Source organism: Ruminococcus gauvreauii (genome assembly GCF_025151995.1).
Lineage (GTDB): Bacteria > Bacillota > Clostridia > Lachnospirales > Lachnospiraceae > Ruminococcus_G > Ruminococcus_G gauvreauii.
This window is the reverse complement of record NZ_CP102290.1, coordinates 460,556-473,517: the sequence shown is the minus strand read 5'-3', so window position 1 is coordinate 473,517 and position 12,962 is coordinate 460,556. Positions and strand designations below refer to the sequence as shown.

General features: G+C 50.3%; 12 protein-coding genes and 1 pseudogene. 9 read left to right on the top strand and 4 right to left on the bottom strand.

Annotation, left to right across the window (positions count from 1 at the left end):
- Window positions 1-61: 61 nt before the first annotated feature.
- The 4 genes and pseudogenes from NQ502_RS02305 to NQ502_RS02290 all read right to left on the bottom strand — a co-directional run bounded on the left by NQ502_RS02305 (window position 62) and on the right by NQ502_RS02290 (window position 2,994).
- On the bottom strand, window positions 62-562 hold the full coding sequence (locus NQ502_RS02305) for a superoxide dismutase family protein (RefSeq protein WP_044983101.1): 501 nt from the start codon (window positions 560-562) through the stop codon (window positions 62-64).
- A gap of 6 nt (window positions 563-568) precedes the next feature.
- Window positions 569-1,012: pseudogene (locus tag NQ502_RS02300) on the bottom strand (manganese catalase family protein); the annotation flags it as partial.
- A 24-nt stretch (window positions 1,013-1,036) separates the two neighbouring features.
- Window positions 1,037-2,317, bottom strand: coding sequence for a sensor histidine kinase (locus NQ502_RS02295; RefSeq protein WP_049898070.1), 1,281 nt, complete (start codon window positions 2,315-2,317; stop codon window positions 1,037-1,039).
- A gap of 5 nt (window positions 2,318-2,322) precedes the next feature.
- A complete protein-coding gene (locus tag NQ502_RS02290; protein ID WP_028528042.1) occupies window positions 2,323-2,994 on the bottom strand; it encodes a response regulator transcription factor in 672 nt (223 codons plus the stop codon).
- Between the two features lie 129 nt (window positions 2,995-3,123).
- Between NQ502_RS02290 and NQ502_RS02285 the strand changes: the two genes are divergently transcribed.
- The 9 genes from NQ502_RS02285 to NQ502_RS02245 all read left to right on the top strand — a co-directional run bounded on the left by NQ502_RS02285 (window position 3,124) and on the right by NQ502_RS02245 (window position 12,934).
- Window positions 3,124-5,433: an extracellular solute-binding protein gene (locus NQ502_RS02285; RefSeq protein ID WP_028528043.1), complete on the top strand. Its 2,310-nt coding sequence runs from the start codon at window positions 3,124-3,126 to the stop codon at window positions 5,431-5,433.
- Window positions 5,378-6,250: a carbohydrate ABC transporter permease gene (locus NQ502_RS02280; RefSeq protein ID WP_028528044.1), complete on the top strand. Its 873-nt coding sequence runs from the start codon at window positions 5,378-5,380 to the stop codon at window positions 6,248-6,250. Before NQ502_RS02285 ends, NQ502_RS02280 begins: the two co-directional genes overlap by 56 nt.
- Window positions 6,251-6,252: 2 nt before the next feature.
- The gene (locus NQ502_RS02275) at window positions 6,253-7,092 is read left to right on the top strand and encodes a carbohydrate ABC transporter permease (RefSeq protein ID WP_028528045.1); all 840 of its coding nucleotides are present in this window, start codon (window positions 6,253-6,255) and stop codon (window positions 7,090-7,092) included.
- Between the two features lie 8 nt (window positions 7,093-7,100).
- Window positions 7,101-8,498 (top strand): efflux RND transporter periplasmic adaptor subunit, encoded by a 1,398-nt coding sequence (locus NQ502_RS02270; RefSeq protein ID WP_148511901.1) that lies wholly within the window; start codon window positions 7,101-7,103, stop codon window positions 8,496-8,498.
- On the top strand, window positions 8,491-9,087 hold the full coding sequence (locus tag NQ502_RS02265) for an ABC transporter permease (RefSeq protein ID WP_028528047.1): 597 nt from the start codon (window positions 8,491-8,493) through the stop codon (window positions 9,085-9,087). The genes NQ502_RS02270 and NQ502_RS02265 overlap by 8 nt, the downstream gene beginning before the upstream one ends.
- A gap of 11 nt (window positions 9,088-9,098) precedes the next feature.
- On the top strand, window positions 9,099-10,217 hold the full coding sequence (locus tag NQ502_RS02260; protein WP_028528048.1) for an ABC transporter ATP-binding protein: 1,119 nt from the start codon (window positions 9,099-9,101) through the stop codon (window positions 10,215-10,217).
- Between the two features lie 71 nt (window positions 10,218-10,288).
- Window positions 10,289-10,495 (top strand): hypothetical protein, encoded by a 207-nt coding sequence (locus tag NQ502_RS02255; protein WP_028528049.1) that lies wholly within the window; start codon window positions 10,289-10,291, stop codon window positions 10,493-10,495.
- 13 nt (window positions 10,496-10,508) lie between these two features.
- Entirely contained in the window at window positions 10,509-11,900 is a 1,392-nt protein-coding gene (locus NQ502_RS02250) for a recombinase family protein (RefSeq protein ID WP_148511902.1), read from the top strand.
- A gap of 83 nt (window positions 11,901-11,983) precedes the next feature.
- Complete coding sequence (locus NQ502_RS02245; protein ID WP_028528050.1) at window positions 11,984-12,934, top strand: MraY family glycosyltransferase; 951 nt, start codon at window positions 11,984-11,986, stop codon at window positions 12,932-12,934.
- Window positions 12,935-12,962: the final 28 nt, after the last annotated feature.

Sequence of the window (12,962 nt, the reverse complement as noted above, 5' to 3'; positions counted from 1 at the left end):
AACCGCAGAAGCAAAAAAGGATATCTTCCGGATGTTTTGGAAGATATCCTTTTTTAACAGATTATTTGCCGTCAGTTCCTTTGATCTCAGCACACGCGATCTTAGACCCGGAATCACCGGCGGGCTGTGTGTGGAAATCATCGGGCATATCATGGATGACAACCGTATGTCCGATGACCTCTTCCGGTACAAACCGGTTGGTATAAAACATTGTCAGTGCATAACCATTATTACCGAACAGCGGAGGCAGATCTCCTGCGTGTTCCGGGTGCGGGCAGGAGTCCGGATTATAGTGCAGTCCGGTATCAGCAAATGGATCCTCTTCGTTTCCAGTGCAGGTCTCTCCCGTATGAATGTGAAAGCCGAAGATCTTTTCCGTACAGGTGCCTTCCTCGAAGGGAAGACCGGCGACATCGGCGATCACGAAGGTACCGTCCCAGAGGGGATAAAAATAAACGGTTCCCTGGATACCGGCGTAAGCCTCACTTCCGGTGATCGGTGCATAGGCTTCCAGCGGAATATCCATAAGTGTCGAAAAGATTTCTTTAATTGGAATCTCCATAGGCGTTTAACAGTCCTTACAGCTGCATTTTGCAGGCATATCAAAACTCGGGTTAAAAGCATAGAAATTGTTGGCATCCAGCTCTTCCTGCACGGAGCGGAGCGCCTCACCAAATCTCTGATAGTGCACGATCTCACGGGCACGGAGGAATTTGATCGGGTCTGCGACTTCCGGACAATCCTTTGCCAGCCGCAGAATATTGTCATAAGTGGACCGGGCTTTCTGCTCGGCAGCCATGTCTTCGTGAAGGTCAGTGATCGGGTCACCTTTGCACTGGAATTCACATGCGTTGAACGGGATACCTGCGGCGGCCTGAGGCCAGAGTGCCAGCGTGTGATCCACATAGTATTTGTCAAAACCGGATTTCTGTATTTCTTCCATTGACAGGTCGCATGTCAGCTGATAAACGATGGTTCCTACCATCTCAAGGTGTGCCAGTTCTTCTGTACCGGGTGAAGCAGCGGAAATGTTCCGCTATCTTTTCAAAAATACGGTGAAGGTGGCGCCGCCGCCCGGGGTGTCGCCAACCAGAATGCTTCCGTGATGGGCAGTCACGATCTCTCTGGCTATGCAAAGGCCGAGACCGAAATGTTCTTTTTGTGTGCGAGAGACATCCCCGCGGTAAAACCGGTCAAAAATATGTTGTTTTGCATCATCGGTGATACCGGGGCCATTGTCTGAAACGGTGAGACTGAAGGTATTGTTTTGACATTGCAGACTCAGTTTTACGAAGCCTCCGGCCCTGCCGTATCCGAGCGCGTTGGTGATCAGAATCCCGAGAACCTGTGAAATGCGTTCTCCGTCACACTGACACGGGGGAAGAACCTGCTCCGGCAGTTCCACAGACAGGGCGATCTGTTTTTCGTCGGCCATTGGCTTGAAAGCCTCATAGACATTCAGCAGCAGGGTGTCCATCTCATGTTTTTTCAGTGAGAACGACCAGATATGGCTGTCGGAGCGGGCGAGAGTCAGCATATCGGTGATCAGACGGGACAAGCGCTGCCCTTCATTCTCAACCGTATTCAGAAAATGGGTCTGCTCAGAGGGAGGCGCGCATTTCCAGGCGGAGACGGAGGACAGGATGACCGAGACCGGTGTCCTCAGCTCATGGGAGGCCGCTGCGATAAAAGCTGCCTGCTGTTCCTGTGCCTTCTGAATCGGTGATAAGAGCCGTTTCGTAAAATGCCAGCAGAAGAGAAACAGTATGAGGATTGCGCCCAGATCGATCAGCAGAAAGCGGATCCTCTGGAGAAACAACTGATGAAAGACCGGCTCCGCGGAGTACAGAATCATTGCCGTTAAATTTCCGGGATTGTGTCTGATATTTGCATAGGAGACGTAGTAATGCTCCCCTTCGTCTGTGAGATACGTGAACTCTTTATGGGATGAGGTGTAGGCGGTATCCGGCTGAACAGAACTGATGATATCAGATCTGTTTTCCATGATTTCCCGGACCAGCGAGCGCTCCTCATCCGTCAGGATGTTTGCCGTATAATCCAGAGGCGTGCCGTTGTCATAGAGTGCCAGCACGTAGCGGCCGCCGGCGCTGACTTTGGAAAACCATTCGTAAGTGATCGTGTTCTGCTGTTCAAAGTTCGATATCAGAGTATTCATTTCACCGGAAAAGGATAAAAAGTTGTTATTTGTCAGTGTCTTTTCCGACATGTACAGGTAGCTGACAGACATGACGACCAGAATCAGCGCCGTGATCCCGGTGAAGAGAGAGGTCAGGTTTCGATGGACTTTTCTATACATCTGTTTCACTCCTCCAGCTGATATCCGACACCGCGTATGGTTTTGATTTTTACCGAAGATGCAGCCTGCCGTAAGCGTCGGCGGATGAAATACATATAGTTATCAAGGTTTCCCTCTTCTACATCCGCATCCGGGCCCCATACCCGGGTAAGCAGTGTCATGCGGGGAAGTATCTGACCGCTGTTTCGCAGCAGAACCTCGAACATGGCTCCCTCCTTTTTGGACAGGGTGCAGCTGCCCTCAGGGCCGGTCAGAACATTCTCCGTTACAGAATACGTGATATCCCCAAAAGTCAGCGATTCTACCTCTTCACATTTTCTGGGACGCCTGCTGATGCAGCGCATCCGCGCCAGCAGCTCCTCAAAGGCAAATGGCTTCACCAGATAATCATCTGCTCCTGTGTTCAGACCATTGATTTTGTCTTCCAACTCGCCAAGGGCGGTCAGGAAGATAACGGGTGTAGAACTGCCGGAAGCGCGAAGTTTCTTTAAAATCGTCATCCCGTCCACATGCGGAAGCATACGGTCCAGCAGGATCAGATCATAGATGCTTTGTTTAATATAATAAAAAGCGTCTTCGCCGTCTTCGCAGGTATCAACCAGATAACCCGCGTCCTTCAGCTGGTATTCGAGGGAATATCTCAGTGCCTGGTCATCTTCAATCAGTAGTATTCTCATGGTAACCCTCCGTTCCTTTATGTAAGATCCATTGTATCACAGATATCTTTATTTATTCTCTAATTTTTAGAGGATCATTAGAGATTGTTATGATATATTTGTGGCATCAACAGGAAAGGATGGAGAAATATGAAATCGAAAAAGATACCGTGGCATCGTGTGCTGCTTGCAGGAATACTGACAGTGGCATTGATGGGCTGCAGCAGGGCGGAAAGCGGACAGAATACGGACGCCGGACAGAGCACCGGCGGTAATGCCGAGAATACGGCGGATGCAAAGGGAAGATACGTCGAAACACAGCTTCCCACGCCGGAAGGGTTTTCCGGTGTGGGGTGCATCGGCCGTCTGCAGGATGGCAGTCTGCTCCTCATTGACAAAAAAGAAGGCACAAAAAGCAGTTCAGACGACGGGGGGAAATCGTGGAGTACGGATACTCTGACAGAATTAAAAACACTGACGGACCAGGACGCGGATATCACCGGCACGGCTATCGCGCCGGACGGAGGGATTTTTATCTCCTATATTTTGTGGGAAGAATCAACGAGTGAAAAAACTTACCCTGAAAAATACATCTATCTGGATGCCGATGGTACTGTGCATAATGCCGAGTTTGGACTGGAGGGTTACAACACCAGCGTGATGGATAGTGTGATTACCGCAGACGGCAGGGTGTTTGTCATTACGAACAGCTATGATGTCTACGAGCTGGATGTCAGACAGCAGACACATCAGCAGCTGTTTACTCCGGATGATATGCGGGATGTGGGGATGTATGTCTGCGGGAATTCGCTGGTAGTACAGAATGGGCAGAAAGCCTACTTCTACAATCTGGAGAGCGGCGAGCTTAACACGCCGGATGAAGTGCTCAATTCATTTATCGGCGAGCAGACAGAGCAAAAAGCGGGCATTGCAATGTGCGCCTCAGATGATAAGGACGGAAACCAGACATTATATCTGGCGGCAGGGGGCGGAATCTACGGACATGTGCTGGGAGGCAGCGTCATGGAACAGCTGGCAGACGGAGCACTGACTAACCTCGGGGATCCGTCAAAGGCGCCCGCATGGATGAGCAGGAATGAGGACGGTTCGTTTCTGATCTTTTACCGCGACGGGGCACTCTGTTCTTACGTATATGATCCGGATATTTCAGCCGTTCCGGAACAACTGCTTACGATATACACGCTGTACGACAATGAGACGGTGCGCCAGGCGATCAGCTGCTACCGCGCAGAGAATCCGGATACGTTTATCCGGCTCGAGATCGGGGTCAGTGAGGCGAACGGTGTGACCGCAAATGATGCCGTCAAGAACCTGAATACACAGCTGCTTGCAGGAAAAGGGCCGGACATGATACTGCTTAATGGAATGCCGGCAGATGCCTACATCGAAAAGGGAATCCTGATGGATCTGAGCGATTTTGTAGCAGAGCTTTCGGGAAATTACTTCGAAGGGATTTTAAAAGGATATCAGTCAGAAGAAGGAATTTTCATCCTGCCATTCAGGTTTGATGTGCCGCTTCTGACCGGCAATGAATCCTGGCTGTCAGAGATTTCAGATCTGAAGAGCCTTGCAGATACGGCAGAGGCGATCGCTGATTCACCGGAGACGGAGGAGTCCGTACTGGGTTCCTACACTGCCGGGGAGCTGCTGGAAAAGCTGTATTTAACCTCGGCCGGTGCATGGACTTCGGAGGATGGGAACGTGAATGAGGACAGTCTGCAGGAATTCCTGACGCAGGCGAAGCGGATCTATGGGGCGGAGCAGAAAAACCTGGATGAAGAGGAACTGTCGAATCATCAGAAGATGTATGAGGAATTTCTTGCTTTTTATCAGGATGAACAGCGGGCGAAGGATAACCTGCTGAGCAATGGACCACAGTCTGCGTGGCAGATAGAGAGAAGGCAGGTTCTGACAGCGGGGATTCTGGGCAGTATGTCTGAACTGAATTCTATCCTGGCAGTCAACCGGCAAATGGAGGGGAATACTTACCGGGCGTTTAACGGACAGTCTGCAGATGTATTCTCTCCGTCGGGGCTCATCGGCGTCAGCGTAAACTCTGAAAACCAGGAGCTTGCCATGTCATGGATGGAAACGCTGCTCGGCACGGAAGTACAGAGTAAAGATCTGGAAGATGGTTTTCCCGTCAATGCAGAGGCTTTTGACAGCTTTGCCGCCAATCCCAATCCGGGATCAATGGAGGGGGCAGGGCTTACGGACAGGGATGGAAATGAGATATCCCTCGATATCGTCTGGCCGGATGACGCGGAGAAGAAGCAGTTCAGGGACCTGATCGAGACTCTTAAGGTACCGGCGGTTACAGACGACAGCCTGAAAGAAGAGATCATTGCCATCGGTGCGCAGGCTCTGACAGGAGAGAAAGAGATTGAAGATTGTACGCAGGAAATTGTACAGAAAATTTCGATTCATTTACAGGAGTAGAATATGGTTTTTGCTTCCGAGCCTGGCGGGGGTGGCCGTCTTTGTACTGATACCGTTTGCGGATGTGGGGAAGCGTTCGTTCCAGACAGCAGTTACCGGAAAGTTCTGCGGGATTGCGAATTACCGGGAGATTTTTACGAATCAGGCGTTCCTGGCAGCGGTCAAAAATACGTTGAAATTTGTGGCCGTCGGGCTTCCGCTGCTGCTTGTGATCTCGCTTGCGATTTCACTGGCGTTAAATGGATGTAAAAGGATCAGGGGATTAAAATCAGTGTACCTGCTGCCGATGGCAGTGCCCACGGCAGCGGTGGTACTGATCTGGAAGATGATGTTTCATGTAAACGGCCTGCTCAATGCCGGGCTTGCATCTCTGGGCATCCAAGCGGTGGACTGGCTGGGGAGTGATGCGTCTTTCTGGGTGCTGATCATCAGCTATCTGTGGAAGAACATGGGATACACCATCATACTCTGGCTGGCAGGGCTGCATAATGTGCCGGAGGAGTTGAAAGAGGCTGCCAGGGTCGATGGTGCATCGGAGTTTCAGTGTTTTTTCCATGTGGTGCTCCCGGGACTGAAGCCGGTACTGTATACCATTACAGTATTATCCTTTTTGAATTCCTTTAAAGTGTTCCGGGAGGCCTATCTGGTGGCAGGCGCCTATCCGCAGCAGAACATGTACCTGCTCCAGCACATCTTTAACAACTGGTTTACCAAGCTGGAGATTGACAAAATGGCGGCAGCCGCGGTCTGCATCACGGTTATATTTGTAGCATTCGTGTTGCTCCTGCAGCATTTCTGGGAGAGACAGGAGGATTGAGATTGAAAAAGATATGTTGGAAGATGGGGCTGGCGTTATCGGCTGTCATCATCTGCTCACCGGTGTTCCTCACAGTCCTGGGGTCTCTGAAGAGTGGAAATGAACTGGCGGCAAGCCTGGCGCCAGTGTTAAACGGAACAAGCGGTATGATAGAATGGAAGCTTTTTCCGCTGTATCCGACATTGATTCATTTTGTGAAACTGTTGATCTGGACTCCGGACTTTTTTACGGTGTTCTGGAACTCCATGAAGATCGTAGGTACCATACTCGCGGGACAGCTGGTATTTGCGGTCCCGGCGGCGTGGGCATTCGCAGCATTTCGATTTAAAGGAAGAAAATTGTTGTTTACGCTCTACGTTATATTGATGCTGCTTCCGTTTCAGGTGACGATGCTTCCTTCCTATCTGGTGCTGGACGGCATGAATCTGATGAATACCCATGCGGCAGTCATTCTGCCGGCAGTTTTTTCTACCTTTCCGGTATTTCTCATATACCGCAGCTTTACAGCGATACCGAGAGAACTGATAGAAGCAGCCAAGATTGACGGCGCCGGCGAGCTGGCGGTTTTTTGGAAAGTCGGGATCCCTCTGGGATCGCCGGGCATCTTATCAGCAGTGGTTCTGGGATTTCTGGAATATTGGAATATGATGGAGCAGCCCCTTGCATTTCTGCAGGATAAAACCCTGTGGCCGCTTTCTCTGTACCTGCCTGAGGTCGGAGCGGGGCAGGCGGGGATTGCGCTTGCGGCATCCGTGATTGCGCTGATACCGGCAGTGTTTGTGTTTGTCATTGGACAGGATTACCTGGAGCAGGGGATTATTTCATCGGGAATCAAGGAATGAGAGAAGACATGAAAACAGTGAACTGGAGTACATACGAAAAAAACAGAAAAAAGGCGGTCTGGTTTTTCGCAGCATTTCTGATTATCATGCTGCTGTGCACGATCATATCGCGGGGGATTTATGCCTGGCAAATGCCCAGGATACAGATCGGAAAAGCAGAGCAGCGAAGCATTTCACACACGGTTACGGCTGACGGAAAAATCGAGGCGGACAAAGGCAAAGCGGTGGTTGTCGAAGCGGGAATCCGGATAGCGGAAGTCTGCGTCACAGTTGGCGAGAAAATTCAGAACAATACGGTGCTGCTCCGGCTGGATACGGAGGATCTGAAGAAACTCATTGAGGAGACCACGGTTCAGCTTGAGGCACAGCAGCAGAAACTGGCGGCACAAAAAGCCGGCAGAAATGCGGAGGAACAGGCCGCACAGGCTGCAAGGGAACGCGCACTTCAGGATCTGGAGAATACGATCGCCGTTCAGGATGAAGCTGTAAACAGGGCCTGGCAGGAGTATTCTGATGCAGAATATGAGCTGTCAGACTATCCGTCCTGGGAAAGCTACCAGGAAATGAATGAGAATGCTGATACGATTGCATGGGAACAGGGGCTGAAACAGCTGGAGGAGGCGTTGTCACAGAAGGAGGAGGCACTCTATCATGCGGAGGTGGAGCGTGACAAGGCGGTTGTGCAGGCCCGCCGGGCGGTAGAAGATGCGGAAAATAAGGCTCCCGCCGATGAGAGCGGTATCACAGAGGCGGAGCAGGCAGCTTCGCAGCTGGAGACAAAGCTCACAGCGTATCAGAAACTGCAGGAAAACGATGGTCAGGTCGTGAGCACGGCGGCGGGAAATGTGGGAAAGGTCTGTGTCGCAGCGGGTGACCGCACGGCGGACAGCGCAGCCGTGATCCTGTCGGACGGATCTGAGGGGTGGAATTTTAAGGCTGTACTTTCAGAAGAACAGGCAGATTACGTGAAAACGGGAAGTAAGGTGACCCTGAAATTTCAAAATGACAGGATACAGAAAGAGAACTGCGAGGTGAGCGCTGTGACCCAGAGGGAAGAAGGGGGATATGAGGCTGTTGTGAAAGTAACGGATGAGGCGCTTTCACTCGGAGAGAACGGTAAGATGGAACTGACGGAACAGTCGGGGCCGTATCCGTGCTGCATCCCGCTCTCTGCGCTGTACGCGGATAATGACAAGAATTATATTCTGATCGTCCGGGAGACCGAAACGATTCTGGGAACCGAGCTCAGTGTCGTAAGGCAGGACGTGACCGTCCGGGATAAAAATGAAGGCAGTGCTGCGCTTGAGGATGGCTCACTCGGAGCAAATGATCAGTTTGTTGTATTTTCCAGCAAGGAAGTGTCCCCGGGTGATAAGGTGCGGCTGATGGAGGAAGGAGATGCATAGAAGGAAAAAGATTCTGATCCCGCTTCTGATGTCAGGGGGGTTATGCCTTGCGGTGCTGGGGATCATGATTTATAAAGCAGCCGGGCAGCCGGGGATTGCCAGATGGGAGCTGAAACGCGCGGCAGTGTATGATGAGAACATGAGTCTTAGCCTGACACGGATGAGGGAAGAGGGGTATGATGTTGTCTTATGGAAGGAGAATAAGTTGGAGACCGTAATGAATCCTGATTACGGCAGAAGTACTGATGTGAAAACGATCGGAGTTGCAGGAGACTGTTCCATACTGTTTCCGAACAGTAACGGGTTACTGGCGGGAGAGGCAGGATACTGTATCCTGGGAGAAAAGACCGCGTGGCAGCTCTTCGGAAGTACAAAAGTGGCCGGCAGGAGCGTACTGATTAATGAAAAGACCTATCAGATTGCCGGAATTCAATATCAGGAGGAAGAGCTGTGTGTCTATGAGCTGACACCGGACACGGGACAGGAGGCGGCGTTTGCCGCCATGCAGTACGATAAACGGGAACAAAAAGATATGGGGAAACGCAGGATTGAAATGCTGTGCGGTCTGACGCTGATCCCCTGTGAATGAGGGGGAACTTGATGGCGGCGATATCATTAAGTAATGTCAAAAAGATATATCCCAACGGATATGAGGCTGTAAAAGATTTCAATCTGGACATCGAGGATAAGGAATTTATTATCTTTGTGGGTCCGTCCGGCTGTGGAAAATCTACGACGCTCCGTATGATTGCCGGGCTGGAATCGATCACGGAGGGCGAGGTGGTGATCGACGGAAAAAAAGTGAATGACGAAGAGCCAAAAGACAGGGACATTGCCATGGTATTCCAGAACTATGCACTGTATCCGCATATGACGGTATATGACAATATGGCTTTTTCGCTGAAGATGAGAAAAATACCTAAAATGGAAATCGATCAGGCCGTCCGAAATGCCGCAAAGATTCTGGATCTGGAGGATCTTCTCGGCAGAAGACCGAAAGCACTGTCCGGAGGTCAGAGACAGCGTGTAGCCATGGGACGGGCGATCGTCAGAAACCCCAGGGTTTTTCTGATGGATGAACCGCTTTCCAATCTGGATGCCAAGCTGCGTGTCCAGATGCGGCTTGAAATCGCGAAGCTTCACAGCCGTCTGGGTGCGACTATCATCTATGTGACGCATGATCAGACGGAGGCGATGACGCTTGGAACGAGAATTGTGGTGATGAAGGACGGAGATATCATGCAGGTGGATACGCCGAAAAATGTCTATGACTGTCCGAAGAACCTCTTTGTTGCCGGATTCATCGGATCTCCCCAGATGAATTTCCTGAGGGGAAACATCCGGGAGCAGCAGGATGGTATCGTATTTGAAACAGGAGACCGGAAGTTTAAGATACCTGTGATGAAGGCGGAAATATTGAAAAACGAAGGGTACAAAGGAAAAGAAGTCATCATGGGAATCCGTTCGGAAGATATCCGGGTTGCCCGGTGGAATACGGATGATGACGGGCATGTACTGCCGGCCGAGGTAAAAGCATATGAACTGCTAGGAGCGGAAGCCTGCCTCTACACAGAGTTTCAGGGAGACGATCTGGTATGCCGTGTGAGGCCGGATACACCCGCTAAGAAGGGAGATGTGATAACACTCACATTTGATATGGACAAAGCGCATTTTTTTGATGTCAATACCGAACAGAATATAATGGCTCCGAACGCCTGACCTGGAAGCAGTCTCTCTGTTATATGGAAAAGCCCTTGGCACATATAGTAAAGCAGAGGGAGGTGCGGTTTATGAAGCACAGGGAATTTGTCTATACCGGTGAACCAATGCCGAGACTGGATGAACCCGAGTACGCGGCATTTCTCACAGAGATTCAAAAAGCGATCTTCTGGTCTCTGGAAAAGAGAAAACTGCTGACCCCCACGCAGCGGGAGCACTGTCTTAGGGAACTTGAGCATTGCCGGCAGTGCACTGTGAATCAGAACATCCGGCTGTAAGGAGGGGGTTTTTGTGTATGATTACGAACGCTTAAACCAGGAGAAGAAGACGGCCGGAAAGAGGAAGCGTGTCGCTGCGTACTGCAGGGTGTCGACGGACAGCGACGACCAGACAAATTCTTTTGAGAGCCAGCGTACGTTTTTCAGGCAGTATATTGAGCGCAATCCCGACTGGGAGCTGTTTGAAATCTATGCCGACGAGGGGATATCCGGGACCAGTACAAGAAAGCGCAGGGCATTTAACCGGATGATCAGGAGTGCCCGCGATGGCGAAATTGATCTGATCATCACGAAAGAGATCTCACGGTTTGCGAGGAACACGCTTGACAGTATCTATTATACGCGTGATCTTAAAAAGCGCGGCATAGCTGTTATTTTTCTGAATGACAATATCAATACCATGGACGGTGACGCCGAACTTCGCCTTGCGATCATGTCCTCCATCGCACAGGAAGAGAGCCGCCGGACCTCAGAGCGTGTGAAATGGGGGCAGAAGCGCCGGATGGAACAGGGCGTCGTATTCGGCAGAAGCATGCTGGGATACCGGGTCCGGGACGGGGGCATGTATCTCGAGGAGGAAGGAGCCCGGATCGTGCGGCTTATCTTTCAGAAATATGTTGAGGAGGGGAAGGGAACGCATGTGATCGCACGGGAGCTTGGGGAAGCCGGGATATTGCCCATGTGCGGCGGGGAATGGCAGAGTTCGGTGATCCTGCGCATCCTTCGGAATGAGAAATACTGCGGTGATCTGGTGCAGAAAAAGACTTATACGCCTGATTTTCTGTCACATGAAAAGAAGTATAACTACGGGCAGGAAGAATTCGTGATCCTCAGAGACCACCATGAACCGATCATCTCAAGGGAAATGTTTGAAAAAGCCAACAGTATTCTGGACAGCCGCTCCCATTCACAGGAGGGAAAGAAAAAGCACAGCAGCCGCTATACATTCTCGGGAAAGATAAAGTGCGGATGCTGCGGTTCGAGTTACGTCTCCAGATGTAAAAAAAGAAAAGACGGCAGCAGCTATCAGTTATGGCGCTGCCTTGAAGCAGTCCGGCACGGCACTCCCCGCACAGACGAGAGTGGAAATGTGACCGGCTGTGCAGGCTGCAGCATACGCAATGAGGATGTTCTTCACATCATGGCAGCAGCATGTAATCTGTTGACTTATGACAGAAGAAAGATAGAAAGAACAATTCTCGCTGTGGTCAGGTCTGTGACGGTCAAAGACGGTGAAGAGATCGGACAGATTGCAGACGCTGTCCGTGAGATGACGGGTGATATGGAACATGAAGATGAATTTTACCGACAGCTGCTGGAGAAAATAGTGGTGGGGAACGAAGACAGTATCGAAGTCTATCTTAAGAAATTCCCTTTCAAATTAAGCTTTGGAAATGCGGATTGATGTACAGCTCTTGCGTTTTAGACGGGCTTATGGTATCTTCATAATGAAAAGATAGAAAGGGTTGTCCGTGAGACAAGAGTGAAATGTACAATATATTTAATCATTATTTAAGCACGAACCAGATAGTCATGCTGGGCATACTTATTACGTTCATCCTCACATTTCTGGCATTGAAATTTCCGCTGCCGTTTCTGCCGAGTGACCAGGGAAGAGCATTTGCAGTAAATGGGAACCTGTCGAAAGGAAAGATCAGAGGCGTTGGTCTGACATTTGTCATATGTTTCATTGTCAGCAGCGTTCTTTTTATGCCGCTGGACCGTGAGTACATCATTTATCTGATACTGCTTGCATGCATTATGCTGAGCGGCTATCTGGATGATGCGTCTGACAAACCATGGAGTGATTATAAGAAGGGCCTGATCGATCTGATCATCTCTGCCGTCACCATGCTTACTTTTTTAAACTATAATCCGACGGCGATTTATATCGGAGGCATGGAGCTGATCATTCCGAAAGCGGTATACATCATTCTTGGAATTGTCCTGATCTGGATATCTATCAATGTCACGAACTGTTCAGACGGCGTCGACGGATTGTGTGCCAGCCTCTGCTGCGTTGCGATCCTGTCGTTCAGTCTGATCTTTCGTGAGGCACTGGGAAATTATGTGATCGCCGACTTTCTCTTTGTCGCGGTACTGTTTGCATACCTGTATTTTAACACCTCGCCGAGCAGTATGCTGATGGGGGATGCGGGATCAAGGGCTCTGGGATTTTATCTCGCGATCATTGCGATGAAATCACAGCATCCGTTTGTTTATCTGCTCCTTGCAGGAATGCTGATCATCGACGGAGGACTCGGACTGGTCAAGATCTTCCTGAAAAGGTTTTTGAAAATCTCCATACTGAAAAATACGCGTACCCCAATCCATGACCATGTAAGGATTAAATTCAAATGGTCGGACACGCAGGTGGTGGTGCGTTTCCTGATCGCACAGGTGCTTCTTGGGCTGGTAGCGTTTCTGATAGTCTCATAACAGAATACAGGATGTCTAAAGACCGGCA